Consider the following 26,354-nt stretch of genomic DNA (forward strand, 5'->3'; position numbering starts at 1 on the left):
TGCGCCGATTCTACCTTTGGACGGTGTCGAAATGCTGCATCAGCCGTTGTGGCATCCAGTCGATATTGCCGGGGAATGGGCCAGACGGGAAGGCGACGTGGCCACCGGTTTCCGGCTGTTCCAGCGTCACGTCGGACGCTACCGCGGCGGCGGTCGGCAGCGCCCAAGCCGGCAGAAAAGGATCGTTCCGGGCGTTGACGATCAGCGTCGGCACGCGGATTGCGGGCAGCACGGGCCTGGACGAGGCACGCAGCCAGTAATCGTCGGCGTCGCGAAAGCCATGCAGCCGTGCCGTCACCAGGGTGTCGAATTCGCGAAAGCTGGCGGCGCGGGCAATGGCGTCGGCATCGAGCGTACCGGGGAACTGCCGGGCTTTTTTCAGCGCCTTCTGCTTCAGCGTGGCGAGGAAGTGTGCGGTGTAGACCCGGCGGTTAAAGCCGCGGTCGAGTGCATTGCCGGCCGCAGTGAGATCGAGCGGGGCAGAAATGGCGGCTGCGCGCTCGACCAGCGCCTGCGCCGCCGCACCGGACTCGCCCAGCCAGCGCAGCAGTGCGTTGCCGCCGAGCGAGACGCCGGCAGCGTGCAGCGGCGCGTCGGGATGGCGCGATTTGACGTGGCGCAGGATGCGGCCGATTTCCACGCTGTCGCCAGCGAAATACGCACGCGGCAGGCGGTTGTCCTCGCCCGAGCAGCCGCGGAAGTGCGCCACCACACCGCTCCAGCCACGCTGGCGGACGCGACGCATGAGGTCGTAGGCGTAATGGCTGGCCGAGCTGCCTTCGAGGCCATGAAACAGCACCACGACCGCTTGCCCGGGGTCGCCATCCACCCAGTCGAAATCGAGAAAATCGCCGTCATCCAGCTCCAGCCGCTCGCGCCGGTATTCCACCGGCGGCACGCGGATGAACAGGCTGCTGTAGAGGGTTTGCGCGTGGCCGCCGGGGAGCCATGCAGGCGCGCGGTAGGGGCCGGGCACGGCGTTTGGCAGGATCAATGCAGTACCGGCGTCGTGCGATCGGGCGGCGTGCTGCCGCCGACCTGCAGCGGCGAGGCATGGTGCAGCACGATATGCCAGCCGTCGGCATCCTTGCGGTAGATATTGGTCGCCAGGATCGGTGGCCGCGGTGTGGTTTCCTGACCGATGACGAGGTATTCGCGCACGACGCGGATGACCTGGTCGGCATCGCGTATTTCGTGCACAAGCTCGACCTGCGTGCGGAACTGCCCAGCCGCTTCGAAGATGCTGCGCCAGCCCGCCGCCACCGCCACGCGGCCGTTGAGCGGTGCGACCAGCGGATGGATGCAGACGATGCTTTCGTGGCTGGCCCATACCGCCATCATGGCGTCGAGGTTGCGGGCTTCAAACGCCATGTAGAAGGCGGATTCGGCGGATTCCGGGGTGGCGAACACGGACGGGCTCATAGGCGGGCCGGCGCGGGGTCTGCAGGCTTCAATTAGTGTGAGCCGCCGCTGGGCTTGCCTTTCAGGCGATAGAGCGTGCCGCAATACGGGCACAACGCGTCGCCGCGGACTTCAATCGGCAGATAGACGCGCGGATGGGCGTTCCAGTCCGCGTGTTGCGGCATCGGGCAGTGCAGGGGCAAATCGTCCTCGTTGACCTCGATGACGCGCTGGGTGTTGTCATGCAGTTCGCTCATGCCCGCTCGCTTACTTGACGGGCGTGAGCCAGCCGGTATGGGCGGCAGCACGGCCGTGCACGCAGTCGAAATACATCGCCTGCAATTTCGCGGTCAGCGGACCGCGCGTGCCTTCACCAATGGTGCGGTTGTCGAGTTCGCGGATCGGGGTGACCTCGGCTGCAGTGCCGGTGAAAAAGGCTTCGTCGGCGGAATACACTTCGTCGCGGGTGATGCGTTTTTCCACCAGTTGCAGGCCGATTTCGGCGGCGAGCTGGATGATCGTATCGCGGGTGATGCCTTCCAGCGCGCTGGTCAGATCCGGCGTGTAGAGCTTGCCGTTGCGGATGATGAAGACGTTCTCGCCCGAACCTTCGGCAACGAAGCCGTCGACATCGAGCAGCAACGCTTCCTGATAGCCATCCATCTCGGCCTCTTTGTGAGCGAGGATGGAATTCATGTAGTTGCCGTTTGCCTTGGCCTTGCACATGGTGATGTTGACATGGTGGCGCGAGAACGAGCTGGTCTTGACGCGGATGCCTTTGGTCAGCGCTTCCTCGCCCATGTAGGCGCCCCAGGGCCAAGCGGCGACGATGATGTGCACCGACAGATTCTTCGCCGAAATGCCCATCGCTTCCGAGCCGAAAAACGCCATCGGGCGCAGGTAGCCGGATTCGAGTCCGTTCTCACGCACGACGGTACGTTGCGCTTCGGAAATCGTGGCTTTGTCGTAGGGCAGTTTCATGCCGAGGATGTGGGCGGAGCGGAACAGCCGGTCGGTGTGCTCCTGCAGGCGGAAAATTGCCGTGCCCTGTTCGGCTTTGTATGCGCGCACGCCTTCGAATACGCCCATGCCGTAGTGCAGGGTGTGGGTGAGGACGTGGGTGGTGGCTTCGCGCCAGGGGACAAGCTTGCCGTCGTACCAGATGACGCCGTCGCGGTCGGCCATGGACATGGTGGGGTTCTCGTAACAAAGGGAAATCCGGATTTTACCGGAATCTTTGCGACGCGAAGCGTGAAACCGCTTGTTTACAGGTAAGCGCGAGCCTCCTCGCCGGGATCGGGCAGGCCGGCGACGCGCCAGGCGATGCGCGGGTTAGGGAACAGATGCTGCATGCAGTCGGCGCTTTGTCCGGTGAGATGGCAGACGTGGCTGAGCGCGGTGACGCATCCGTGCTTGGCATACTCGCTACGCAGGGCGTGCAGCAGGCCGATCTGCAGGTCGTTCAACTCGCCCAGGCCGTCGGCCTGGGCAATGCGGTCAGCCAGCGTGATGCTCCACACGTTCGGGTCGATCAGGAAACCGCTGGAATCGAAGAGGGCTGAATGGTTGTTGCTCGGGGTCATGGCAACTCCTTGCTCAGAGGCTACGACCCTATATATAGCACTATGAACTCAATCGGCTAGCTGTGTCATGGCGGGCTGCCGCCGAGCACCTTTTCAACCGGTTGCGGGCGGCCGAAGTGGTAACCCTGTGCGAAATCGATGCCCAGTGCGCTGACCCGTTTGAGGATGGCCTCGTTCTCGACATATTCCGCCACCGCCTGCTTGCCGTAGCCGTGGATCGCCTCGACCAGGGCCTTGACGAACAGCTGGTCGTCCTCGCTTTGATCGAGGGTGCGGATGAAGGAGCCGTCGATCTTGACGAAATCCACCGGCAGATGCTTCAGGTACTGGAAGGTCGAGAAGCCGACGCCAAAATCATCGAGCGCCAGCTTGCAGCCGAGCGCCCGGATGCCGCTGAGCAGAACCTCGGCATGGGCAAGCTGGTTGAGCGCTGCGGTTTCGGTGATTTCCAGGGTCAGCTGCTGCGGGTCGACCTGATGTTTCTGCAGCAAATTGTGCAGCAGTGCAGGGAGCTCGGGGTTGTCGAGGCTACGCGCAGACAGGTTGGCAGCCAGATGCAGTCCGGGCCAGCGGGCGATCAGTTCGATGACGCGTTGCAGCACCCACAGGTCGATTTCGCGGATCAGGCCGGAAGCCTCGGCTGCGGCGATCAGCGGGGCGGGCGGCAGCGTCTGGCCGTCCGCCGTGTGGACACGCAGCAGGGCTTCGTAATGGGCCGGCCGGCCGGTTCGCACCTCGATGATGGGCTGCAGGTACAACTCCAGCCGGTCGTTCTGCAGGGCGTCTGTCATCAGGGCGAGCTGTTCGGTGCGATCAAGCAGGTTTTCGCGAATGCCGTCCTTGGGGTTGTACAAATGCCAGTTGCTGCGGCCTTTGCTGCGCGCCTGCGACAGGGCGAGGTCGGCCTGTCCCATCAGGGATTCGGTGTTGGCGCCTGGTCCATTCGGCTGCAGCGTGGTGATGCCGATGCAGGCTGTGGCGATATGCTGCTTCTGCTCACCTTTGCACAGCAGGCGGGCCGTTTGCAGCAGAGAAGCGTCGGGCATGGGATCGAAAAACAGCGCGAATTCGTCGCCGCCCAGACGCGCAGCCAGACGTGGTTCGGGCTTGAGTTCGCGCAGCCGTTCGGCCATGCGCTGGATCACCGCATCCCCTGCGCTGTGGCCGGCCAGATCGTTGATGGCCTTGAAATCGTCGAGGTCGATCAGCAACAGTGCGCCGCCTTGCGCGCCAAGCAGAATCTGGTCCAGACGGCGCTGGAAGCCCTGGCGGTTGTACAGACCGGTGAGCGTGTCGTAATCGGACAAATAGCTGGCGCGCGCCTGCGCGCTCTTGAGCTCGGTCAGATCGAGGCCGACCGACAGGATGAGGGGATCGCTGCCGCTGGCCTGGCCGATCAGGGAATGCACCCAGGTAATGTTGCGCAGGCCGTCCGCAGTGACCAGCGGCGCTTCAAACCGCAGCGGCGTCAGGTCGCGGGTGAAATGCGTCAGCAGGCGGGAACGCCATTCCTGGCGCTCCTGCTGGGCAACCATCAGGTCGAAGTAATCCTTGCCGATGAGCTGATTTTCCGTGAGGCCGGTAAGGTTTTCGCAGTAATGGTTGGCCATGCGGATCACGCCGCGCTGGTCCTGCGTCAGGATCAACGCCTGGGCGGTATCGAGCAGGCCGGTGATGAAATCGCGCTCGTGCGACAGGGTGTCCACCAGTTTACCGAGGTCGTTTTGCTGGTTGCGTGTGGCGGTATCCAGCGTTTCAAGCTGGCCCGCGAGCGATAGCGCAGCATCCTTCAGCGTGGATATTTCGTCGCGCGGCTCCTTGTCCGGGATGCGCAGATACTGGCGAACCTGCTGCCAGTGTCCCTGGCCGAGCAGGGGCAGGCAGGAGCTGACGCGGTTCATGCGCCGCATAAACCAGATCAGCGCAATGAGGAGCGCGACTTCAGCAAGTACGAATACGCCGATGCCGGTGAACAAGTTGCTCATGAACACGCGCTTGATGGCCTGCTCGTCTGCGGTGACTTCCTTGCGAGCAATGAAGTAAGGCGTGTTGGCTGCAGCCTCCAGTGGTTGCAGCTTCTGCCATTCGTAGGTCTTGCTGTCGTTGTGGCTGATGGCCGATTCGATGTGCGGAAGCTGCGGGTAAGGGGTGAAGTCGATCGCGCCGAGCAGCGTTTTGAGCGGCGGCGTGGTGGCGCTCAGCACGCGGGGCGCTCCCGCACGGTCGATCGCGACCGCGAGATCGCGTCCGCTGCTCTTGGCGAAGGCGCTCAGCAAACCCGAAAGATCCATGGTGACCACCACAGCCCCGGCGGTGACGCCCTGGCGCAGCACGGGCACCATGCCGACGAACAGACAGCTTTCGGTGCAATGCAAGGCGCTGGACGGGTGCTCCTGACGCAGCACTTCAGCCAGTTTGGCGCGAATCTGGCGGTCAGCCGGGGGCACGTTGCCAAAACCGATGACCAGATCCTGGCTGACATCGTAAAGTCGCAGGCTTTCAAATCCCTGGTTCAGACTGAGCTGATCCCAGTAGGGTTGCAGGAAGGCGGCAGAGTCCAGCTCGAGCGAGCCGGTGCTGCCGACCACCAGAAAGTCGGCCAGCGCGGTGCCCGCATCCAGCAACTGGCGTTCATTCTGCTGAATCAGAAAGCGCAGCAGCGCCTCGTTGCGCATGGCGTCGTCACGCCGGCTCTGTTCAACGGTGTTGCGCAGATTGGCGTCGTTCACCCAGGTGAGCGCGATGGTGCCGGCTGCCATGGCCAGCGTGAGCGGCAGCAGCAGCTTCCATTTCAGGCTGACGAAGCGCGGGATGAACATGGTGTCAGAATCGGTAGGCTGCTTGCAGCAAGCCCATGTTCCAGCGCTGTTCGGTGGCGAAAATGTCCGGGTTGTCCAGCCCCGGCACCCAGCTGGTGCCATCGACGTGGTGGTACTCCGCGCGCAGCATGAAATTGGGCGTGACATCCCAGCGCAAGCCGATTACCCAGTCGTCGCTGTACATGGCATGCGCCGGCAATCCGGTGGCCGCCTGCAGTTTCCTGCCGGTTTTATCCGTCTTGTCGCGGTAGTTGACCTCGTTGCGCAGCACCACCTCCCATTCGGGATGGAAGCGCCATTCACCCTGCACGTAACGCGTGATCGAGTCGCGCCCGCCATCGGGAAAAGCCGGGCCGAAACCGGAGCGGTCGGTGCGCGGCTGGCCATACTCGGCAGTCAGCGTCACGGTGTCGAGTCGCTGCTGAAATGACAGCAGCAGATTGCGGAAGTGGATCTCGCCTGCGCCAAGGGTGTCCGGTGTGCCGGGTTCGTAGTCGGCATTGGCGTCGACGTAGGTCAGCATCAGCGTGGTGTCGGTCGGAGCCTCCCAGCGCAGACTGCTGCTGAATGCCGAGGAGTCTTTCAGCGCCCCCGGCCGGTTTCTGCCCAGGAAGACGTACTCCACCGCTTCGCTGTCGAAGTCGGGTTGCGCCCAGCCCAGCGTGAAGTCGAGCGTGCCCTGCGCACCGATCGCACTGGCGTGGAAAATGGCGCCCGGTGCGGCGATCAGCACACTGCGGCTGCTATCCAGATAAATGGCTTGCGGCAACAGAATGCTGGGACGGGTAAACGGGACGTCGCGCGTTTCGTTGTAAAGGCCGTACGGCACCTTGACCTTGCCGAGCTTGATCCCGAACTGGGCAGCATCGCTCTGGTAAAACCGCCAGTCGGCCTGGGCGTAATCCAGGCGCAGGCCTTCCTCGTCCCCTTCGCCTGCTTCGCGGTACAAAATCTGGCCGGACAGCTGCAATGATTTAACCGGCAACCAGAAAGCCTGCAGCCCGATTTCGGTGAAATCGGTGCTGATGGCGTCGCGGCTTTCGCCAAAAAAATTATTGTTGGTGCTGCTGATGAGCGTCTGTGCAGCAAACCCCTGGATGCGGAAACGCGTATCGGCAAGGCCGTCTGCGTGGACGGCGGTTGCCTCCAGCAAGCCTGCCAGCAGCAGGCTACTCCAGCGTGAGCGTCTTGATGCCGTCATGGCGTGTGTCCTTGCTTGCGTCCTTGGTTATATAACCGATTGCTCCGGGTGTGGCGCGTACGCGTGCGCGCAGTTCATTCTCGTCCTTGACCTCTATCGGCGCGCTGGCCATGCCGCTGTAGCTGAGGCGGTCCCAGATCTGGCGCAACCGGTAGGGGTAGAGGCCGAGTTTTTCCTTGGTAAAAGTTTCATGTGCAGGGTGGTTGTCCGGCAACACGAACACCACAATCATCTGGCCGCCGGGCCAGTTGGTTTGGCGCAGGGTGTAGATGTTGCGCAGGCTGGATGCGCTGATGCTGTTCACGCTGACACTCGGGTTGACGATGACTTCGGCCATGACAGTCAGTGGGCTTGTCAGCAGGGTCAGTCCAATCAGCCAACAGGATGCAATTCGTACAAAGGTCACAAGGGGTGGCTGGGCAGGTGATGAGCTCCGCGATTTATAGCATGGAGTCAGCGAAACAGTCAGTAGTTATCACTCAATCTTTCATCAGTTGCACAACAAGTTTGCGTATGGGCGAGGGCAGGGCGGCATCCAGCGCATCGGCCGGAGGCAGCCAGATCTGGCCGGGCGCGGTGGCAAGGCGGGACGCGAGATGCAGTTGCACCGGCTGGATATGCAGCTTGAAGTGCGTGAAGCTGTGGCTCAGTTTCGGCAAGATTTTTTGCGATCGGGCGGCCACGCCGTAGTGTTCCTGGCAATGCCGGCCCGGGTCGTCGTCGACCGCAAGCTCGGGCAGACTCCACATGCCGCCCCAGATGCCTCGTGCAGGACGCTTTTCCAGCAGCAGCTCACCGCGGTCAAGCAGCAGCAGCATTTGCACCTGTTTCTCGGGCAATTGTTTTTTGGGACGCGGCGCAGGCAGTTCGGCGGTGCGGCCCTGCATGCGGGCGACACAGTCGGCATTGAGCGGGCAGGCGGCGCAGTTCGGCTGGCTGCGGATGCAGACGAGCGCGCCCAGATCCATCATGCCCTGCGTGTAGGTCTCGATGGCGCCGGCGTGGTGCAGTGTGCCGGTCGGCAACAGCGCCTCGGCCAGTTGCCACAAGGTGACTTCGATTTTCTTGTCGCCGGGCCAGCCCGCTATCCCGCCATGGCGCGCCAGGACGCGTTTGACATTGCCATCGAGAATCGCGCAATGCTGTCCATGCGCCAGCGCTGCGATCGCGGCGGCGGTGGAGCGCCCGACACCGGGCAGGCGGGCGATCTGTTCGGGCGTGTCCGGAAACACGCCGGCGTGTTGCTCGATGATGTATCGAGCGGCAGCGTGCAGGTTGCGGGCGCGGCTGTAATAGCCGAGCCCGCTCCACAGTGCGAGCACATCGTCCTCGTCGGCCGCTGCCAGTTGGGGCAGGCTGGGAAAGCGTGCGACAAAACGTTCGAAATAGGGAATGACGGTGGCAACCTGGGTCTGCTGCAGCATGATTTCGGACAGCCAGATGCGGTAGGGGTCGCGACTGCCCTGCCACGGCAGGGTATGACGGCCGTTGTGCTGTTGCCAGTGGATGACGCGGGAAGCAAATGATTTCACCCCGGCAGGGTAACACTCCCCCACATGCCCAGGCAGGCGGGAGAGGGCTCAGGCGTGACCGAGTTTCTGGCGGAACAGGTTCATCAACTTGCCGAGTGCGGACTCGGTAATGGACTTGCGTTCGACCAGGACAGCCTCGCCGCGCCGCAGTTTGTCGGCCAGGCGGTGCAGGCCGATGGAGAAGCTGTTCAGGCCATCCTGATCCGAGAACAGATAGGTGTTTTTGACGCCGCTGACCCAGCCCAGACGCGCCCAGCGGATGGTGCCGTCTTCGTAGTGAAACTCCACCCAGTCGCCTTTATTGAGCGAGCGGGCGCGCAGGCTGAACAGGTCTTCGAACACGGGGGCGGCTGGTTCCGATTCGGCCTCCGTTGTTGCAGGCACATCGGCAACGGTGTTTTCGGCTTCGAACTGCTCGATGGCCGCGACCTCTTCCACCACTTCTGCCGGCGTCGCCTCCGGTAGCGGCACGGGCTGGGTGTTGGGCCGCACCGCGTTGGCATGCAGGATGACCAGTGTGGCGTAGAAACGGTCTGCCAGCTTGGCCGGGAAGTTGATTTTGGTCGTGCCTTCGCGCAGGCGTTTCAACAAGCCCGGCAGAATGCGTACCAGCATCAGGCGGGCATCCATATCCGCTTTGGATTGCACGCTCCAGACCAGTTCGCGCATGGTCTCGACGCTGCTGCTGAAGTGCGCGCCTTGCTCGCCTTCTTCGATGTAGTCCGTAGTGAGCAGCCGCGACCAGTCGCGCCGCAGGAATTCGCGCACGGCTTCCGGCACCGGCTGGTCCTTGAGGGCGCGATTGATGAAATCGTGCACGATGACCGGTGCGAGTTCGGCACGTTCGGCCTGTTTGATCTGGGCGATATCCTGTTGCAGGCTGACATCGACCGTTTCCTCCAGGGTTTCTTCCAGCGTTGCGCCCATCGCCTCCAGTTCGGCAGCGGCAGAGTCGAACACGGCAATGTCCTGTTCGAAGGTGTCGAGCACCCGGCTGACGATGTTTGAAATGGCATCAAGGCGGGCATTGCCCGCTTCGTTGTCGGGCAGATGGATCGACAGGGTGGCGATGGCGTCCAGCATGCGCCGCACCGGATGGTTTTGTTCCGAGAAGAAATTGCGATCCAGCATGGCCGCCTTCAGTACCGGAATCTGCAGCCGTGCGATTTGCGCTTTCAGCCGGTCGGGGATCGCGGCTTCGTCGAATACCACATCGAAAAGCATGGCGACGGCATCCACCAGCACGGCGTCGAGCGGGCTGGCCGATTGCATGACCGGACTTTGCTGCAAGCTGCGCAGCACGTTCTGGATGGAGGCCGCTTCCAGAATCGGCAATTCGAAGCTGCCGCCGTCAGGCAACCTCATGGCGCCGAGCTGCAGCTGACTGAGCGAGTCGAGCAGGCTGAAGCCGCCCCCGCCCGCGGCACCCGAAAACCCACCGCCACCTGAGGCGCCCGCGCCGGATCCGCCTGCGCCTTTGCCGCCACCGGCGAGCTGTTCAAACAGGTTGAACATGTCACCGCCAGCCGCTGCTTGAGCGGCGCCAGCAGCTTGAACGGAGGCAGACGAAGGCTGGCTCTGCGCGCGCGCCTTGGTGCCGGCCTTCAGGTCCGGGAGAACGGCGTGGTTCACCAGGTAACGGTTGATGGCCTGATAAATGCCCGCAAGCTCGGTCGTGAGCACCAGATTGAACTGATTCATCAGCACGATCTTGATTTCCTGCGACACATTCATCTGGGTGATGCCGTCCAGCAGCGCCTCGCACAGTGCGCGCGGCCCCAGGGGATTGTCGTTTTCGCCCAGATTCGGGCGTGCCGCCAGATGGGCGATGCGCGCATCCAGGGCAACCAGTTCTTCGGCGCAATTGAAGCGCAGACGCGAGGTGGCCTTGTCGACGGCCAGGGTGAGCTCAAAATCCTGGTCGCCTACCAGGGAGAGTTCGGAGAGTTCGAGTGTGGCGGGCTTTTCGCGCCCCAGGGTGAATTTGCTGAACCCCTGGCAATACGCGTCCTTGCATGCGCTCAGCAATTCGTTCGCCTGCTTGTTGAGAATGCCCTGGGCGCCGTAATAGACGTTGCGTGTATCGAGCAGGGGCGCGCGGTCGGCCATCGCCAGCAGCGTGCCTTCCATGGCTTCCATCTGATGGGTCAGGGTGCGGGTCGCCCCTTCGATCAATTGGTCGCGGCAGTCGTTCAGCATGGTCAGGGTCTCGGCAGAGACCTGGGCTCCCGACGAGGCGCGGCGTGAACGGTCGAATTGATTGAGATTGACTACGACTGAGTTTTCAGACATTTCGCGCTCCATGAGTTCACCTCGCTGCATGTGCGATGCGCCAATCAGGGAACGAGGGAAGGCGGTCAAGCCGGAGTGCTACCGGCAGTCCCGCTATCTCGATCTGGGTGATCGAGACCGGAAACTTTGCGTCCCCGTCTCGCGGCGGGTTTGCCCTGTTCGGTGATCAGCGCATACGCCTGTGAAACAGACGCAACATCGCATAGCTGATCTATCGACGGCTTTCAGGGGAACTTGAGGGGCTGCAGGAAAAAAATTTACGCTGCGCTGTCTAGCAAATGCGATTTGAGACGCAGCATGGCTTTCCGGGTAAGCGATTGCTCCGGAATGCGTGCACGGCCGGCACGTATTTCGGCTGCGAGCTGGGTGCAGTCGAGCGAAAAGCGCTGTTCTTCGGCGTCGTCGCAAAACAGCAGGTAGCCATGTACCCCTACCCAGGCCACACGCGCCGTTGCCAGGCCTTCGTAGGGGGGCTCGAAATCGACCCAGTCGCCTTCGAGCAGTTGTTCGGCTTGCAGCAGGGCAGGGTCATCCGGGGCGGGGGGCGCCAGGTGCCGCGCCAGCGATTCGATTTCACCCTGTGAAATGGGCTGGGGCACGAACGTATCGACTACGCTGGCAGGCTGGCTGACATCCGGGCGAATCCAGCACTCCTGGGCTGTGGTGATGGCGCTGAAAAAATTTTTGAGCTGCGCGGAATCGGCACCCTGTGCCTGCAGCCCGCTGCGCAGTGCAGAACTGATTGCGGGGATGGAACGCAAGCGGGCTTCCCTTGCTTCTGGCGGCGGTGCTTGCAGGCTTTGAAACAACTGCAGCAAGGTGGAACAGGCATCGCGCCAGCTCGCCCCCTCGCCGGATTCGGCTACATAGAGCGAAGCCATGTAGGGAACCCAGGCGGCTTCCAGCCGCCGCAGAACGGCTTCGGGGGCGGGGAAACGCGCAGTGAGATCGTGCAGGTTTTGCAGTGCCAGCAGGGTGCCCAGTTCCTGTCTTTCGATGTGTTGCAGATGGGCGACGTCAGACTTCAGCTCGGCTTCTGCACGGGTGTTTTCATCTTCCAGCCAGATGCCGAGTTCGCGCAGCGCCTGCTCGAATGCTTCAGTTGGGCGCAGCGGAGAGTCTGCGATGTGCCCGCAAGCCATCTCGACCTGTTGCAGGGCATCGGCGTAGGCTGGGTGCGTGTCGGGGAAGCGTCGTGAAAACTGGCCAAGCAGGTCGATCAGCTGGCGTGCCGGGTGGTGGTCGTCGCTGAAAAAAGCCGGCGATTCAAGGGCGACGCGCAGGGTCGGGATTTGCAGCTGCGCAATCGCAGCTTTATAGCTTGCCGAAACATCCGGATCGCCCAGGATGAACTCGAACAGACCCGCCAGCGCATCCAGTACCGCAAGATCGAGACTTCCCGCATCGGTTTGGCGGGCGCTTTGCTGCAATTGTCGCAACAGTTGGGCGGAGGGCGCGGATGCGATGCTGCCTGGAGCGGGACTTGCCTGGCTTTGCCAATGGGCAAGGCTGTCGATAAAGCTTGGCAGGATGGCTAGCCGCTCACGGGTGCCGGACGACGGATTGCTTCCGGTGGCCGATGGGTGCGCGGCAGTCGGTTGGGCGGCCGTGCTTTGCGCCGCAACCGACTGGATGTGCGCCAGAATATCCACGCCGAGGGCTGATTCAGTGCGTCGCGATGTGGGGCCTGGTAGGGTGCGAATGGTGGTGCTTTCTTCGATTCCCTGTTCTTTCAGAAACTGATCGAGCGCGCTGTATGTGTGCTTCAGCGTATCGCATAGCGGGCTGATCGTGCTTTGCATCAGCAGGGTGCCGCTCAGCGGGGTCAAGTCCAGCGTATCGAGGGCGCGCGAGAGCGCGTGGATGACGGGTGGCGGGCCAAACATCCGGGTATGCTCGGGCTCGCGCTGTGCGGTTTTCATCAGGGACTGCAGGCGGCTGAACAGCAGCAGCAATTCGGGACGCAGGCTCTCCGTTAGCTGGGCGGCGATTTTGTCTTCTGCCAGCTGTCGCCCCAACACATCGTCATCCACCAGTTGAAGAGGAGCCGACTGGTTGCTGGTTTGCTGTTCAAAAGTTTGAGATTGGTCGAGTTGCTGGCGAAACTGCTCGGCAAAGGCTGTCGACAGGGTGTCCGGATAGGCATTGATCCAGTCCAGCGAGGTTTGCCCGGCGGCCAGTATTGTTGGCGTGATCTGGGTGGCAATGGCGCGCAGGAGGGTGTCCTGGATTTCCTCGCGATTGCGCTGGAAAAAGTTTTCCAGCGCAATCGCCATGCGCTGCTCCACTTCGTGGAGCAGCGCAACGGCAGAAGTCGGGTCGAGCGAAGCAGACATGGCCGTCAGTTAACGGCTGAATCGGGCGGAAAATTGAATGGCGGCAGGCTGGCAGGGTATTTTGATGCCGGGATTTGGAGCGGGCGAAGGGAATCGAACCCTCCTCATGAGCTTGGGAAGCTCAGGTAATGCCACTATACGACGCCCGCACGGCAGGGATGCAGCTTCATGTCCCGTTGGGTGCTTCAGGGTAGAATCCGGCATTCTACTGAAACTCACGTCCCCCGGATAGAAGAAGTGTCCTGTGATTGAACTTCATATCAATGGCGAGCCCCGCCGCTTTCCTGCACCGCTTACCGTAAGTCAATTGATCGAATCGCTGGATTTGGCGGGCAAACGCATCGCGATCGAAAAAAATGGCGAGATCGTACCGCGCAGCCAGCATGCCGCCACGTCGCTTGTCAGCGGCGATCGTCTGGAGATCGTCGTCGCCGTCGGCGGCGGCTGACGCGGCCGGGGTGTCAGGGGTGAAACCCCGGCCTGCCCCATCGCGCCTTCGTTTTTACATCTGACGCTTTACTTGAATATATGAGCCCACTCGTCATTGCCGGACAATCCTATTCCTCCCGCCTGCTGGTGGGGACCGGGAAATACCAGGACTTCGAACAGACCCGCCTCGCGGTTGAGGCCTCGGGGGCGGAAATCGTCACTGTCGCCATCCGCCGCACCAATATCGGCCAGGACGCGGGCCAGCCCAGTCTGCTCGACGCGCTGCCGCCGTCGAAATACACCTATCTGCCGAATACCGCAGGCTGCTATACGGCAGACGATGCGATTCGAACCTTGCGGCTGGCGCGCGAGCTGCTGGATGGCCACAGTCTGGTCAAGCTCGAAGTGCTGGGCGACCCGGCCTCGCTGTATCCGAATGTGGCCGAAACGATCAAGGCCGCCGAGGTACTGGTGAAGGACGGCTTCCAGGTGATGGTCTACACCTCGGACGATCCCATTGCCGCCAAGCAGCTGGAAGACATCGGTTGCGTCGCGGTGATGCCGCTGGCGAGCCTGATCGGCTCCGGCATGGGCATCCTCAATCCGTGGAATCTGCAGATCATCATCGACCGTCTGTCGGTGCCGGTGATTGTGGATGCCGGCGTCGGCACTGCCAGCGACGCGACGATTGCGATGGAGCTGGGGTGTGACGCGGTGCTGATGAATACGGCCATTGCCGGCGCAGGCAATCCGGTGCTGATGGCGTCGGCGATGAAAAAAGCGGTGGAGGCCGGGCGCGAGGCCTTCCTGGCGGGCCGCATGCCGAAGAAAATCTACCAGGCCAGCCCGAGTTCGCCGACCAGCGGTCTTATTACTGATCAACAAAGCGCAGGCAAAAAGTAAGCGATGACTGACGCATCTGGCGCGCATCCGCGCATCCGCTCCTATGTACTGCGTGCCGGCCGGGTCGGCCCCGGGCAGGCGCGTGCGCTGGCCGAAATCGGACCACAGTGCATGGTGGCGTTCCAGCCCGGCTTGCTCGATCTTGATGCGGCATTTGGAAGGATTGCTCCACGTATCCTGGAGATCGGCTTTGGCATGGGCGAGGGGCTGGCCGAGATTGCGGCGGCCCATCCCGAAAACGATTACCTCGGGGTCGAGGTCCATACGCCGGGCGTGGGCGCGCTGCTGAAGCAGGTGGGCGAGCGCGGCCTCACCAATGTGCGGGTGGTCCAGCACGATGCCGTCGAGGTGCTGACGCGCATGCTTGCCCCGGCCAGCCTCGCGGGCATCCACATTTTCTTCCCCGATCCCTGGCACAAGAAGCGCCACCACAAGCGCCGCCTGATTCAGGCGCCGCTGGTCGCCTTGCTGGCCAGCCGCATTCGTCCGGGCGGCTACCTCCATCTGGCAACCGACTGGCAGGACTACGCCGAGCAAATGCTCGCCGTGCTCGCAGCCGAACCGCTGCTGGTGAATACGGTGGCCGACTATGCACCGCGTCCCGCAACGCGCCCGCTCACCAAGTTCGAGCAGCGCGGCATCCGCCTCGGGCACGGGGTGTGGGATCTGGTCTTCACGCGAATCGAATAAGCCTCATGCCGTGCGGCTATGATGCACGGCATGGATATCGCTGAACTCGCCAAGGCCGCACTCGCCCTATTCGCCATCGTCGACCCGGTCGGCGTCATTCCGCTGTTTCTCGTCGCCACCCAGGGCTACTCGCAGGCGCAAAGCCGTTCGGCTGCGCGCATTGCGGCGTTGACCGTGCTGGGCGTGCTGACCCTGTTCGCCTTCCTTGGCGAACCCATCCTCGGTTTCTTCGGCATTCGCCTCGCCGCTTTTTCGGTTGCCGGCGGCTTGCTGCTGCTTCTGCTGGCCTTGTCGATGGTGCAGGCGCACGTCAGTCCGCAACGGCAAACGCGCGATGAGGCCGTGGAGGCCGAGGCGCGCGATGCGGTCGGCGTGGTCCCGCTGGGCATCCCGTTGCTGGCGGGTCCAGGCGCCATTACCCATGTGATCGTGGCGGCGGGGGCAACGCATGGAAACTGGGTGCAACAGATGGCCTTGCTGATTCCGGTAGCGCTGGTGGCGTTATCGGTGTGGCTGTCGTTTCGCGCAGCGCCGGCGATTGCGCGGCGGCTCGGCAAGACCGGGATCCATGTGGTCACGCGGCTGATGGGCTTGATCATCGCGGCCATTTCAATTGAAATGATCGCGACCGGGCTGGGCACGCTGTTTCCGGGCTTGCTGGCCTGATGCGGTGCATGGTGCCCCTGACAGGTGCACGGTATATCTTCATCGCGCGTCAAACGCGCGTCCTTTCACGAGTTGGCTGTTGGCACGATTGTTGCGCCATGCAGGTAGCTACCTAGCTTCAACGAGGAGTCAAAATGGAATTTGGAATTATCGGGTTGGGTCGCATGGGTGGAAACATGGCGCGGCGTCTGGCGCGCAAGGGCGTCAAGATTGCCATCCACAATCGCAGCCATGAAGTCAGCGAAGCCATCGCCGCCGAGACCGGGCACCTCGCTTGCGCCAGCTTGCCCGATCTGGTGGCGGCATTGCAGACCCCGCGCATCGTCTGGCTGATGTTGCCGGCAGGCGAGGCCACCGAGTCGGCACTGGCGGCACTGACCCCGCTGTTGAGTGCGGGCGATCTGGTGGTTGACGGCGCCAACGCCTATTACAAGGACGATCAGCGCCGTGCCGAGCTGATGGCCGCAAAGCAGATCGACTATGCCGATGCCGGCGTGTCGGGCGGAGTATGGGGTCTGGAGAACGGCTACTGCATCATGTTCGGCGGCAGCGATGCCGCCGCTGCCCGGCTCAAGGCCTACATGGAAGCCTTTGCGCCGACCCCCACCACCGGCTGGCTGCACACCGGCCCGGTCGGCTCGGGACACTTCGTGAAGATGGTTCACAACGGGATCGAGTACGGCATGATGCAGGCGTTCGCCGAAGGCTTTGCGCTGATGAAAGGCAAGTCGGATTTCGATCTCGACATGAGCGACATCGCCGAGTTGTGGCGGCACGGCAGTGTGGTGCGCTCCTGGCTGCTGGATCTTTCGGCGGATTTTCTGGCGAAGGACCAGGCGCTCGACAGCATCGAGCCCTATGTGTCGGATTCGGGCGAAGGCCGCTGGACCGTGCTCGAGTCGGTCGAGCAGGGCGTGCCGACGCCGGTCATGTCGCTGTCCCTGATGATGCGCTTCGCCACGCAGGGCAAGAACGATTACGCAGCCAAAATGCTCGCCAAAATGCGCCAGGGCTTTGGCGGCCATGCAATCAAGGAAGAGTCCACATGAGTGTTGATCACGAAATAGTTTTGCCGTGCACGTTTGTTATTTTTGGCGCCACCGGCAACCTTGCCAGCAACAAACTGCTGCCCGCGCTGTACCACCTGGAAGTCGCCGCGCGGCTGTCCGAATCGCTGAGCATCGTGGCGTTTGCACGCCGCCCCTGGAGCGATGAAGAATGGCGTGTGCACATGCGCGAGGTGCTGGGCAGCAAGGTCAAGGGCAGCCTCGACACACCGGTATTCCAGCGCTTCATCGCGCGCTTCCGCTACCAGCAGGGCGACCTCAACAATGTTGCGTCGTACCAGGCGCTGGCCGATCGCCTGCCGCCGGAGTCGGCCTGCTCCAGCACGGTGTTTTACCTGGCGATCAAGCCGGCCGAGTTTTCCGCCGTCATCCACAACCTCGAAGCGGTCGGCCTCAACAAGCCGCGCGGCTTGAACCGGGTGGTGATCGAAAAGCCCTTCGGCGAGGACATCGAATCGGCGCGCGTGCTGAACCAGTTGCTGCACCAGAACTTCGGCGAGGAACAGGTCTATCGCATCGACCACTTCCTCGGCAAGGAAACGGTGCAGAACCTGCTGGTGTTCCGCTTTGCCAACACCCTGATCGAGCCGCTGTGGAACCGTAATTTCATCGACCACGTGCAGATCACCGTGGCCGAATCCATCGGCATCGAAAAGCGCGCCGATTATTACGACCGCGCCGGCGCGCTGCGCGACATGCTGCAGAACCACCTGATGCAGTTGTTGACCGTGGTGGCGATGGAGCCGCCGCCCGCGCTGGAAGCCGACGCGCTGCGCGACGAAAAAGTGAAAGTGCTGCGCTCGATCCGGCCCATCGCCAAGCGCGCGGTGCACGCGCACGCGATCCGCGCGCAATACGCGCGCGGCAATGTCGAGGGCCAGCCGGTACTGGGTTATCAGGAAGAGGAAAACGTCGAGCCCAACTCGATCACCGAAACCTATGTCGCCGCCAAGTTCTACATCGACAACTGGCGCTGGCGCGGGGTGCCGTTCTACCTGCGCACCGGCAAGCGCATGAAGCACCAGACTTCGATGATCGCGATCCGTTTTCGTCATCCGCCGCAGCAGCTGTTCCGTGAAACCCCGCTCGAATCGATCGAGCCCAACTGGATCCTGCTGTCGATCCAGCCGGACGAATCGATGCGCATGGAAATCCACGTCAAGCAGCCGGGGCTCGACATGGATACGCGCATGATGCAGATGAACGCGAGCTTCCTGAAAACCGACGAGGAAACGCTCGACGCCTACGAAACCCTGCTGCTCGACGTGATCGAAGGCGATCGCTCGCTGTTTTTGCGCTTCGACGAAGTCGAGTGGGCGTGGCGGGTGGTCGATCCGATTCTCAAGCACTGGACGGTCGAACGCGACTACATCCCCACCTATGCGGCCGGCAGCTGGGGCCCGGCGGATTCCAACCGTCTGTTCGACAACGACGACCAGACCTGGCGCAACGAGTTGTGAGTCTGCCGGCCTGGCACGTTTTTGCCGACGCCAACGCGTTGGTGGCCGAGTTGAGCGCCGCGCTGTGTGCCGAAGCAGCTTCCGCGATTGCGGCGCGCGGTGACTTTCATCTGGTACTGGCAGGCGGCACCACGCCGCTCGCGCTGTATCGGGCGCTGGCCAGTCAGCAGGTGGGCGATGCGCGCTGGCATGTCTGGTATGGCGACGAACGTTGTTTACCGGTCGACCACCCCGAGCGCAACAGCGGAGCGATCGAAGCAGCCTGGCTGGCGGCATCGGCCATTCCGCCGGAAAACCGGCGGCCGATACCGGCTGAGCTGGGTTCGCGCGCTGCGGCTGAATCGTATGGCGCGTGGCTGGCTGGCGTGGCTGATTTCGATCTGGTCCTGCTCGGCATGGGCGAGGATGGCCACACCGCCAGTCTGTTTCCCGGCCACGATTGGAACGGCGCGGACGTGCTGGCCGTTCACGACGCGCCGAAACCGCCGCCCGAACGTGTCAGCCTGTCAGTCGCGCGATTGAATCGCAGTCAGCAGGTGTGGTTTGTGGTCACGGGAGCGGGCAAGCGCGAGGCGTTGTCGTGCTGGAAAAACGGCGCATCCTTACCCGTGTCGGCGATACACGGCAAGCAGCAAACCGCAGCCTGGATAGACCGGGCGGCCTGGTCGACCGATACATGATTGGGTGTTCGGGCAACACCCTCATGCACAACAATCAGCCCAGGCAGTTGCTTCAGTAGGAAAAGCGCCAACGATCTTCGTGCTTCCGGGCCTGGTGATCGCGCTCAGGAGGGATTCTGGTCGGGACGGTATTTCTTCAGTTTGTACCAGAGGGTGCGTTCGCTGATGTCGAGTAGCGCGGCGGCGCGGGCCTTGTTGCCTTCGGCCTGGGTCAGCGCTTCATCGATCAGGCGTGCTTCGAGATCTTCAACCGCCTGGTTCAACGGGGGCGTTGTTTTCGATCCTTCGGCCGGCAAACTGGATGTCTTGAGCATGACTTCAGCCGGTTTGGGCTCAAGCAGAAAATGCACCTCTTTCAGCAGTCCGCCCCCACTCAGGATGAGCGCCCGCTCAACCATGTTTTCGAGTTCGCGGACGTTTCCGGGCCAAGCGTATTCCTCAAGTCGCTTGAGCACCCCGGGGGCCAGTTTTGTGTCGGCCGTCGAATGCCCATGCTTGGCAATAAAGTGTTCGACCAGGCCTGCGATGTCTTCCTTCCGCTTGCGCAGCGGCGGCAACTCAATCGAAAAAACGTTGACCCGGTAGTACAGGTCTTCACGCAGTTTGCCCCCCCGCACACCTTCCAGCGGATCACGGTTGGTGGCAGCGATGACGCGCAGGTCGAGGTTGATCACGCGGTTGCCACCCAGGCGCTCAATGGTGTTTTCCTGGAGAACCCGAAGCAGCTTCGCCTGCAGGGCCATGGGCATTTCGGTCAACTCATCGAGGAAAATCGTGCCGCCATCGGCCAGTTCGAATTTTCCGATGCGCTCCTTGACCGCCCCCGTGAATGCGCCTTTTTCGTAGCCAAACAGTTCGCTTTCGAGGATGTCTGCCGGAATCGCTGCGCAATTGATCGGAACAAACAGGTTGTCCCTGCGTGGCGAAGCATTGTGTACCGCCCGCGCCGCCAATTCCTTGCCGGTGCCCGTCTCACCCGTGATCAGCACCGAGGCCTTGCTCGGTCCCACGCGCTGGATCAGTTCATACACGGCCTGCATCGGCTGGCTGGTGCCGATGAAGGCATCCCAGCCGCGATTGATTTCCTGCCGCAGGAAGGCATTCTGCCGTGCCACCTCAGCGCCGTTTAGCACGCGCGCGACGGCGAGTTCCACCACATCGATATCGAACGGTCGCAGGAGGTAATCGCTGGCGCCGTGTTTCATGGCGGCCACCGCGGTTTCGATGGTGCCATGCGCGGTGATCACCATCACCGGCACCTCCGACGCCTGCGCCCGCAGCGCAGCCAGCAGTTCGATACCGTCCATTTCGGGCATGCGCAGGTCGGTGATGACGAGGTCGACACTGTTGGCCTGAAACAGCGCCAGTGCCTCGACGCCGTTGCCGGCCCCGAGCACGCGGTGGCCCATCTTCTGCAGCAGGATTTCCAGGACGCGCCGCATCTTCGGCTCGTCGTCCACGACGAGGATCTGTTTGCCTTTCATACTGCTCCAGTCGGTGTGCGGGGGAGGCGGATGCGGAACAGCGCTCCTCCCAGTCTGCTTTCCAGCGCTTCGATTTCGCCGCCGTGCGCGCTGACGATCTGCTGCACGATGGCGAGCCCGAGCCCGATGCCGCCTTCGCGCTTGAAGAAGAAAGCCTCGAACACGCGCGCCCGTTCTGCCGGGGCGATGCCCGGACCGTCGTCGGCGATGTCGATGAAGAGTGTGCGCGCGTCATCGTGGGTGGCGATTTCGATGTGGCCGCCCTGCGCCAGAATCTGCAGCCCGTTCATCAGCAGGTTGAGCAGGACCTGGGTCATTTGTTCCGCGTCGCATTCGACCACCGGCTGCGCCGCCAGGAGCGACGCAGTCACGCTGACCTGCTTCTTGCCGGCCTGCGCGCCCAGCATGGCAATGCTCTTGCGGATCAGGTCGTGCATGTCCACTGCCACGTAGGAGGGCGCACGCGGCCGTGCGGTATCGAGCATGGCCGACACCAGACGATTGAGGCGCTCGGTCTCGCTCTCGATGAAACCGACCAGCTCGCGGCCCTCGTCGCTGAGGGCGGATTCGCGCTGCAGCATCTGCGCCGAGGAACGCAGAATCCCCAGCGGCGTGCGCACCTCGTGCGCGATCACCGAGGACATCTCGCCGACCACCGCCAGCTTGGAGGCGCGCACCAGGTTTTGCTGCGACTGGTCGATGTCGCGCACCATCTGCACGAAGGCTTCGGTCAGTTCGCCCACCTCGCCGCCTTGTGCGACTGGTGGCACCTGCAGCACCTTGTTGCGCATGTAGCCGCGGGCAAACCCGGTGAGGGCGGTGATAGGCCGCGCGATCTCGCGGCTGACCCAGGTGGCCATGGAAACGGTCAGCAGTGCGATGAGGCTGAGCAGGCCGAGGAAAATTAGCGCCATGCGATGCACCGGCGCCAGCGCCTGGTCGACTGGCTGGATGATCAGTGTGGTCCAGCCGAAGCCGGCGAAGTTGGCATAGCCATGCGAGCGGGCGGCGCCGACGATGACCTCGGAAGCGGCCACCGGCGCCCCCGCGCGCAGCGACACCGCCTGGCCAGTTCCCGTGCGCCAGCCGGCGAGCGCTGTGCCGAGCAACAAGCCGCGCTCGCGCAACGACCGCGAGGCCGCGATCAGCCGGCCTTCGCGGTCGAGGATGGCGAGGGTGCGGCCGCCGCCGCCGCGGGTGGCCTGGTCCAGCATGTCGTTCATTTCCGACCAGTCGAGTTTCAGCCGCAACTGGCCGAGCGTGCCGCTGGCAAAGGTCGAAACCAGAGGCACCCGCATCAGCAGCGCGCCGGCCTCGCCCGCGACCGGCGATTCGAGTTCGATGCGGGCATTGGACAGCGATGCGCCGAGCCAGACCGGCTGGCTCGCCACCTGCTGGCCAACCCGGGCGGCGTCGCTGCTGCTGACGACGCGGCCCTGCGGATCGACGCAGGACAGGTCGAGGTAGACATCCTGGTAGCCGGCCTGCAGGCCCGCCAGAAAATGCGAGAGCCGCTTGTCCACATCGCGAACCTGCATGTCCTGCATGATGTCGAGCTGGCTCCAGGTGGCCGCGTTCTGCAGACGTTCGAACATCATCTTGTCGATGTCCGCGGCGACCCCGGTCGCCTGGATGGCGAGGTTGCGTTCGATTTCTGCCTGCACCGCCTCGCGCGCCTTGACAAAAGCCAGGCTGGCCAGAAGTATGGCGGACAGAAGGCCGACGCTGAGGAAGGCGACGAGTAGCGTCTTGCGTATGGTCACAGCGGAATGGTAGCCGAATGAATGTTGGAATGAGACCGGAGCGTAAGCAGTCCATGAAAAATCCCGTATGACGCCGCCCCCTGTTTTGCCAGCGGGCCGGCCAACGCGAGCGCTGCGGCAGCGCCTGTGTGCTGCCGTGCGGTTGATCGCCAGTTTCTGTCTGCTGTTCAGTGGCATTGTGGCCGCCGCCGACAACACGCTTTCCGACATCGACTACCGGCTGGGCCATGGCCTGCAAGTGGCGGACACCGGCCTCTCGCTGGGCGGCTATGCCACCGCCAGCTACGAGGACCTGCAGCACGCGCCGTCGCGTGTCGCCCTCGACAACCTGAGCCTGTTCGTCTGGTGGCAGGGCGAAGGCCGCTGGAAATTCTTTTCCGAGCTGGATTACGAGAACGTGCTGGCGTCCAACTCGGCCGGCCAGGAGGGCGAAGAGCGCTACCTGGCACTGGAGCGCCTGTACCTCGACTACGACGTCACCGATACGGCCACCCTCCGCGCCGGCAAATTCCTCACCCCGATCGGCCGCTGGAACCTGATCCATGCCACGCCGCTGGTGTGGACCACTTCACGCCCCCTCACCACCACCCGCATCTTTCCGACCAACGTCACCGGCCTGATGCTCTACGGCACCCTGCCCGCCGTGGCAACGGGCTTCGAGTACACCCTGTACGGCTCGCGAGGCAACGAGATCCGCCCCAATCCGGGCATCGACACGTTTGACGAAGTCTTCGGGGCGCACGCAACCCTCCCCGTTTCGAGCGAGGGGCAAGTCGGGTTTTCCCTCGCCATGTTCGAGCAGGAAGACGACCCGGACGAGACCCGGCAGATCGCCGGACTGGATTTCGTCTGGGCGCGCAATCGCTATGAGTTCAGCGCCGAGGCGGCCTACCGGTTCTCGGAAAAGGGACACCTGAGGGATGAGCGCGGCGCCTTCGGCCAGCTGGTCGTACCGCTTGCCGAAAAAACCTACGCCGTGGGCCGCTACGAGGTGTACCAGCCGGCCGGGGCAACGCAGGCGACCCAGCTGTTCGTTGCCGGTTTGAATTACCGCTACACCCCCGCGGTCGTGCTGAAGGCCGAATGGATCGCCGGCAGGAACAATCAGAGCGGCGCCCCGGAAGGCTTCATGTCCTCGCTCAGCATTCTTTTCTGAAGCCCGGCATGCCGACGCTTCCGTCCCTGCTGGCTTCCACGCTGCTGATCTTTGCCTTTGCCGTGCCCGACGCCTGGGCGGCGGAACGCCCGTTTGCTGTCATCACTGCGCCCGGCGTCTCCGACTATCGGCCGTCGCGCGAGGCCATTTCGCTGATCTTCAAGCGCAAGCAGAAATACTGGGGAAACGGCACCCGCGTCCAGCCGGTCAACCTGCCCGCTTCCCACCCGCTGCGCCGCGTCTTTTCGCAAAGCCTGCTGGGGCAACTGCCGGCGGAGATGGAAGACTACTGGCGCACAATGTACTTCCACGGCGTGCTGCCGCCGCACGTACTGGAGTCGGAAGAAGCGGTCATTCTGTTTGTACGTTCCACGCCCGGCGCGATCGGCTATGTGTCGACCTGCATTCCGGAACAGGGCGTCACGGTCGTCCTGACGGTCGGCGAATTGCCCCCCTGCCCCAAGTAGTGGTCTGCAAGTTTGGTCAACAAGACTTGCAGCAAAGCAGCGGTGCGCACGCCGTGACAGCCCCCGAGTACACGCGCGCGAATTTGTTTTCGCATTCAACATCAATGGCTTGAACATATTTTTTGGATTTCCAGGCTAGCTGGCACTGGGTTTGCACTGTCTTTGGCATCTGCCCTGCGGCCTCGCCGCACCTCATGCCAAGGAATCCGATGTCTTCCCTGACCCATGCCCCACTGCTGCCCCTGGAAATCCGTTCATCGCTGAACGCCCTGCACAGCTTTCTTTTCCCCAGCAGCCAGGGTGCGAAACAAGATGCTTCCGCTGCCACCAAGCGAGCCTCCCGCCCGTCTTTCGAACTGGTCGAGCATGCCGGGGCCGACCGCGCAGCCGTAGAGAGCTTCATCAGCCAGCGCTTTGCCGAAAGCTTCGGCTCCCGCATCGAAGGCTTCATGCCGCGCCTGTTCAGCGTGCGCAACCGTGAGGGCGAGATCTGCGGCGCCTTCGGCCTGCGCTCGGCCAGCCGCAATCTGTTTCTCGAACAGTATCTCGACACGCCGATCGAGAAAACCCTGGCAGAGCGCGTCGGCGTCACGGTCGAACGCCGGCTCATCGTTGAGGTCGGCCACTTCTCCGGAGCCGTTCCGGGCGTGGTTCGCGCCATGATCGGACTGCTGACGGAACGCCTGCGCCGCGAAGGCTACGAATGGGTGGTATTCACCGGCACCACCAGTCTGCGCAATGCATTCTGCCGCCTTGGCCTGTGCCCGATCGACATCCAGGCGGCCACGATTGACCGCCTGCCGGTCGAAGAACGCGCCGCCTGGGGCAGTTATTACGCGCATGGACCGCGTGTGCTGGTCGGCAATATCGCGGAAGGCTACCGGGCCATGCTGCCCCCGCCCGCGACAGACAAGGCGCAGCCAAAGGAATTTGCGTGAGTCGGATCATCGCTGCCCTGCAGCGTCATGCCGCCAGCGATCCCTGGAAACTGGCGCTGCAGGACGAGACCCGCTCGCTCAGTTATGGCGAGCTGCTGCCGGCAATCGACGCGCTGGCCCAGCAATTGCAGGCGAGCAACCCGCGTGTGCTGGGCATCCTGGCCGACAACGGCACGGCGTGGGCGCTGGCCGATCTCGCCGCACACGCAGCCGGCATCCCCACCATTCCGCTGCCGCTGTTCTTTTCTGCCGCCCAGCTTGCCCACGTGATCAGAACAGCGGGGATCGATCAGGTGCTGACCGACCATCCCGAACGGCTGCAGCTCGCATTCCAGCAGCCGGACCTGCAGGCGGTGCCTTGTTACGGCTCATTGCAGCGGGTTCATCTGCAGACACGTGCGGATGACGCCGCCCCCCTGCCTCACGGCACGCAAAAGGTGACCTTCACCTCGGGCACGACGGGCGAGCCGAAGGGCGTGTGCCTCGCTCGGGAAGCGATGGAAACCGTGGCCGAGTCGCTGGGCTACGCCAGCGAGGCCCGCCGCGACGACCGCCATCTGTGCCTGCTGCCGCTGGCCACGCTGCTGGAGAACGTCGGCGGCCTCTACGCTCCGCTGCTGGCGGGTGCCACGGTTTGCCTGCCGCTGCTCGCCGCGGTGGGCCTGTCCGGCAGTTCCGGGCTGGATGTCGGGCGCCTGCTGGCGGCACTCGGCGAATGGCAAGCCAGCAGCGCAATCATGGTGCCGCAGATGCTGCAGGCCGTGGTGGCGGCCGGCCAGGCCGGTGCGCCGCTGCCGCGCAACCTGCGTTATCTGGCGGTCGGCGGTGCGCCGGTCTCGCTGCGATTGCTGGAGAACGCGCGGGCGCTGGGCCTGCCTGTTTTTGAAGGCTACGGCCTGTCGGAATGTGGCTCCGTGGTCGCGGTCAACCGCCCGGGCACACAGCGCGCTGGCAGTGTTGGCAAGCCCCTGCCGCATGTACGGATCGACTTCGCCGACGACGGCGAAATCCGGGTTCGCGGCCTGCCTTGGCTCGGCTATCTCGGCGAACCCAGCGCACCGGCAACGGACGGCATCGCCACCGGCGACCTCGGCCACCTCGACGCCGACGGCTTCCTGTTCCTGACCGGGCGCAAGAAAAACCTGTTCATCACGGCCTTCGGCCGCAACGTCGCACCGGAATGGGTGGAAGGCGAACTGGTGGCGCATGCCGGCATTGCCCAGGCCGCGATCTTCGGCGAGGCCAGGCCCTTCAACTGCGCGGTGATCGTGCCTTACCCGGGCACCCCGGCTGGCGCCATTGACGCGGCATTGGCGCAGGCCAATCGCCAGCTACCCGACTACGCGCAGGTGCAGCGCTGGATCAGCGCCGCCGAGCCGTTCACTCCCGGCAACGGCCTGTCGACAGCGAACGGCCGCCTGCGCCGAACTGCAATCCTGGGCAAGTACGCCGCCCATATCGATGCCTTATATCAATCTTAATCAGCA

Annotated in this window: 24 protein-coding genes, 1 tRNA gene and 1 riboswitch; of the genes, 11 read left to right on the plus strand and 14 right to left on the minus strand. The window is 63.3% G+C overall.

Annotation, left to right across the window (positions count from 1 at the left end):
- Nucleotides 1-10: 10 nt before the first annotated feature.
- The 12 genes from IV098_RS07590 to IV098_RS07645 form a co-directional block, all read right to left on the minus strand.
- A complete protein-coding gene (locus IV098_RS07590) occupies nt 11-994 on the minus strand; it encodes an alpha/beta fold hydrolase (RefSeq protein ID WP_296887695.1) in 984 nt (327 codons plus the stop codon).
- On the minus strand, nt 991-1,422 hold the full coding sequence (locus IV098_RS07595) for a nuclear transport factor 2 family protein (protein WP_296887698.1): 432 nt from the start codon (nt 1,420-1,422) through the stop codon (nt 991-993). The genes IV098_RS07590 and IV098_RS07595 overlap by 4 nt, the downstream gene beginning before the upstream one ends.
- 32 nt (nt 1,423-1,454) lie before the next feature.
- Nucleotides 1,455-1,658, minus strand: coding sequence for a zinc-finger domain-containing protein (locus tag IV098_RS07600; protein WP_296887700.1), 204 nt, complete (start codon nt 1,656-1,658; stop codon nt 1,455-1,457).
- A gap of 10 nt (nt 1,659-1,668) precedes the next feature.
- Nucleotides 1,669-2,592 (minus strand): branched-chain amino acid transaminase, encoded by a 924-nt coding sequence (locus IV098_RS07605; protein ID WP_296887701.1) that lies wholly within the window; start codon nt 2,590-2,592, stop codon nt 1,669-1,671.
- Between the two features lie 74 nt (nt 2,593-2,666).
- Nucleotides 2,667-2,984: a TusE/DsrC/DsvC family sulfur relay protein gene (locus tag IV098_RS07610; protein WP_296887704.1), complete on the minus strand. Its 318-nt coding sequence runs from the start codon at nt 2,982-2,984 to the stop codon at nt 2,667-2,669.
- 65 nt (nt 2,985-3,049) lie between these two features.
- The gene (locus tag IV098_RS07615) at nt 3,050-5,803 is read right to left on the minus strand and encodes an EAL domain-containing protein (protein WP_296887706.1); all 2,754 of its coding nucleotides are present in this window, start codon (nt 5,801-5,803) and stop codon (nt 3,050-3,052) included.
- 4 nt (nt 5,804-5,807) lie between these two features.
- Nucleotides 5,808-7,004, minus strand: a complete 1,197-nt coding sequence (locus IV098_RS07620) for a hypothetical protein (protein WP_296887708.1) — start codon at nt 7,002-7,004, stop codon at nt 5,808-5,810.
- Nucleotides 6,973-7,341, minus strand: coding sequence for a substrate-binding domain-containing protein (locus tag IV098_RS07625; protein WP_296887710.1), 369 nt, complete (start codon nt 7,339-7,341; stop codon nt 6,973-6,975). Before IV098_RS07625 ends, IV098_RS07620 begins: the two co-directional genes overlap by 32 nt.
- A gap of 142 nt (nt 7,342-7,483) precedes the next feature.
- Nucleotides 7,484-8,536 (minus strand): A/G-specific adenine glycosylase, encoded by a 1,053-nt coding sequence (mutY, locus tag IV098_RS07630; protein ID WP_296887712.1) that lies wholly within the window; start codon nt 8,534-8,536, stop codon nt 7,484-7,486.
- A 48-nt stretch (nt 8,537-8,584) separates the two neighbouring features.
- On the minus strand, nt 8,585-10,828 hold the full coding sequence (locus IV098_RS07635) for a DUF1631 domain-containing protein (protein ID WP_296887714.1): 2,244 nt from the start codon (nt 10,826-10,828) through the stop codon (nt 8,585-8,587).
- Nucleotides 10,829-10,908: 80 nt separating this feature from the next.
- A riboswitch (cyclic di-GMP riboswitch) is annotated at nt 10,909-10,993 on the minus strand.
- A 92-nt stretch (nt 10,994-11,085) separates the two neighbouring features.
- Complete coding sequence (locus tag IV098_RS07640; RefSeq protein ID WP_296887716.1) at nt 11,086-13,164, minus strand: DUF1631 family protein; 2,079 nt, start codon at nt 13,162-13,164, stop codon at nt 11,086-11,088.
- A gap of 75 nt (nt 13,165-13,239) precedes the next feature.
- Nucleotides 13,240-13,313, minus strand: a tRNA-Gly gene (locus IV098_RS07645).
- A 95-nt stretch (nt 13,314-13,408) separates the two neighbouring features.
- Between IV098_RS07645 and thiS the strand changes: the two genes are divergently transcribed.
- The 7 genes from thiS (at nt 13,409) to pgl (ending at nt 19,059) form a co-directional block, all read left to right on the plus strand.
- A complete protein-coding gene (gene thiS, locus IV098_RS07650; RefSeq protein ID WP_296887718.1) occupies nt 13,409-13,612 on the plus strand; it encodes a sulfur carrier protein ThiS in 204 nt (67 codons plus the stop codon).
- Between the two features lie 80 nt (nt 13,613-13,692).
- On the plus strand, nt 13,693-14,496 hold the full coding sequence (locus IV098_RS07655) for a thiazole synthase (RefSeq protein WP_296887720.1): 804 nt from the start codon (nt 13,693-13,695) through the stop codon (nt 14,494-14,496).
- Between the two features lie 3 nt (nt 14,497-14,499).
- Nucleotides 14,500-15,186 (plus strand): tRNA (guanosine(46)-N7)-methyltransferase TrmB, encoded by a 687-nt coding sequence (gene trmB / locus IV098_RS07660; protein WP_296887722.1) that lies wholly within the window; start codon nt 14,500-14,502, stop codon nt 15,184-15,186.
- A 30-nt stretch (nt 15,187-15,216) separates the two neighbouring features.
- The gene (locus tag IV098_RS07665) at nt 15,217-15,852 is read left to right on the plus strand and encodes a MarC family protein (RefSeq protein WP_296887724.1); all 636 of its coding nucleotides are present in this window, start codon (nt 15,217-15,219) and stop codon (nt 15,850-15,852) included.
- Between the two features lie 134 nt (nt 15,853-15,986).
- Nucleotides 15,987-16,901 (plus strand): phosphogluconate dehydrogenase (NAD(+)-dependent, decarboxylating), encoded by a 915-nt coding sequence (gene gnd, locus IV098_RS07670; protein WP_296887726.1) that lies wholly within the window; start codon nt 15,987-15,989, stop codon nt 16,899-16,901.
- Entirely contained in the window at nt 16,898-18,379 is a 1,482-nt protein-coding gene (zwf, locus tag IV098_RS07675) for a glucose-6-phosphate dehydrogenase (protein ID WP_296887729.1), read from the plus strand. The genes gnd and zwf overlap by 4 nt, the downstream gene beginning before the upstream one ends.
- Nucleotides 18,376-19,059, plus strand: coding sequence for a 6-phosphogluconolactonase (gene pgl / locus IV098_RS07680; RefSeq protein ID WP_296887731.1), 684 nt, complete (start codon nt 18,376-18,378; stop codon nt 19,057-19,059). Before zwf ends, pgl begins: the two co-directional genes overlap by 4 nt.
- 104 nt (nt 19,060-19,163) lie before the next feature.
- Here pgl and IV098_RS07685 read toward each other — a convergent pair whose 3' ends face one another.
- Nucleotides 19,164-20,543, minus strand: a complete 1,380-nt coding sequence (locus IV098_RS07685; protein WP_296887734.1) for a sigma-54 dependent transcriptional regulator — start codon at nt 20,541-20,543, stop codon at nt 19,164-19,166.
- Nucleotides 20,540-22,306, minus strand: coding sequence for an ATP-binding protein (locus IV098_RS07690; RefSeq protein ID WP_296887737.1), 1,767 nt, complete (start codon nt 22,304-22,306; stop codon nt 20,540-20,542). Before IV098_RS07690 ends, IV098_RS07685 begins: the two co-directional genes overlap by 4 nt.
- Nucleotides 22,307-22,442: 136 nt before the next feature.
- Between IV098_RS07690 and IV098_RS07695 the strand changes: the two genes are divergently transcribed.
- The 4 genes from IV098_RS07695 (at nt 22,443) to IV098_RS07710 (ending at nt 26,348) form a co-directional block, all read left to right on the plus strand.
- Nucleotides 22,443-23,462 (plus strand): hypothetical protein, encoded by a 1,020-nt coding sequence (locus IV098_RS07695; protein ID WP_296887741.1) that lies wholly within the window; start codon nt 22,443-22,445, stop codon nt 23,460-23,462.
- Between the two features lie 8 nt (nt 23,463-23,470).
- A complete protein-coding gene (locus IV098_RS07700) occupies nt 23,471-23,929 on the plus strand; it encodes a hypothetical protein (RefSeq protein ID WP_296887743.1) in 459 nt (152 codons plus the stop codon).
- Nucleotides 23,930-24,138: 209 nt separating this feature from the next.
- Complete coding sequence (locus tag IV098_RS07705) at nt 24,139-24,867, plus strand: thermostable hemolysin (protein WP_296887746.1); 729 nt, start codon at nt 24,139-24,141, stop codon at nt 24,865-24,867.
- The gene (locus IV098_RS07710) at nt 24,864-26,348 is read left to right on the plus strand and encodes an AMP-binding protein (RefSeq protein WP_296887749.1); all 1,485 of its coding nucleotides are present in this window, start codon (nt 24,864-24,866) and stop codon (nt 26,346-26,348) included. Before IV098_RS07705 ends, IV098_RS07710 begins: the two co-directional genes overlap by 4 nt.
- Nucleotides 26,349-26,354: the final 6 nt, after the last annotated feature.

The sequence above is a fragment of the Thiobacillus sp. genome (assembly GCF_018780105.1).
In the GTDB taxonomy this organism is placed as follows: Bacteria; Pseudomonadota; Gammaproteobacteria; order Burkholderiales; family Thiobacillaceae; genus Thiobacillus.

What these genes read in the sequence shown, in the direction of transcription:
- IV098_RS07655 (WP_296887720.1), top strand. Translation starts at nt 13,693, where the DNA reads ATGAGCCCACTCGTCATTGCCGGACAATCCTATTCCTCCCGCCTGCTG.
- IV098_RS07600 (WP_296887700.1), bottom strand. Translation starts at nt 1,658, where the DNA reads ATGAGCGAACTGCATGACAACACCCAGCGCGTCATCGAGGTCAACGAG.
- IV098_RS07620 (WP_296887708.1), bottom strand. Translation starts at nt 7,004, where the DNA reads ATGACGGCATCAAGACGCTCACGCTGGAGTAGCCTGCTGCTGGCAGGC.
- IV098_RS07640 (WP_296887716.1), bottom strand. Translation starts at nt 13,164, where the DNA reads ATGTCTGCTTCGCTCGACCCGACTTCTGCCGTTGCGCTGCTCCACGAA.
- IV098_RS07605 (WP_296887701.1), bottom strand. Translation starts at nt 2,592, where the DNA reads ATGTCCATGGCCGACCGCGACGGCGTCATCTGGTACGACGGCAAGCTT.
- IV098_RS07595 (WP_296887698.1), bottom strand. Translation starts at nt 1,422, where the DNA reads ATGAGCCCGTCCGTGTTCGCCACCCCGGAATCCGCCGAATCCGCCTTC.
- gnd (WP_296887726.1), top strand. Translation starts at nt 15,987, where the DNA reads ATGGAATTTGGAATTATCGGGTTGGGTCGCATGGGTGGAAACATGGCG.
- IV098_RS07635 (WP_296887714.1), bottom strand. Translation starts at nt 10,828, where the DNA reads ATGTCTGAAAACTCAGTCGTAGTCAATCTCAATCAATTCGACCGTTCA.
- IV098_RS07615 (WP_296887706.1), bottom strand. Translation starts at nt 5,803, where the DNA reads ATGTTCATCCCGCGCTTCGTCAGCCTGAAATGGAAGCTGCTGCTGCCG.
- IV098_RS07610 (WP_296887704.1), bottom strand. Translation starts at nt 2,984, where the DNA reads ATGACCCCGAGCAACAACCATTCAGCCCTCTTCGATTCCAGCGGTTTC.
- IV098_RS07685 (WP_296887734.1), bottom strand. Translation starts at nt 20,543, where the DNA reads ATGAAAGGCAAACAGATCCTCGTCGTGGACGACGAGCCGAAGATGCGG.
- trmB (WP_296887722.1), top strand. Translation starts at nt 14,500, where the DNA reads ATGACTGACGCATCTGGCGCGCATCCGCGCATCCGCTCCTATGTACTG.
- IV098_RS07705 (WP_296887746.1), top strand. Translation starts at nt 24,139, where the DNA reads ATGTCTTCCCTGACCCATGCCCCACTGCTGCCCCTGGAAATCCGTTCA.
- IV098_RS07625 (WP_296887710.1), bottom strand. Translation starts at nt 7,341, where the DNA reads ATGGCCGAAGTCATCGTCAACCCGAGTGTCAGCGTGAACAGCATCAGC.
- zwf (WP_296887729.1), top strand. Translation starts at nt 16,898, where the DNA reads ATGAGTGTTGATCACGAAATAGTTTTGCCGTGCACGTTTGTTATTTTT.
- IV098_RS07700 (WP_296887743.1), top strand. Translation starts at nt 23,471, where the DNA reads ATGCCGACGCTTCCGTCCCTGCTGGCTTCCACGCTGCTGATCTTTGCC.
- IV098_RS07665 (WP_296887724.1), top strand. Translation starts at nt 15,217, where the DNA reads ATGGATATCGCTGAACTCGCCAAGGCCGCACTCGCCCTATTCGCCATC.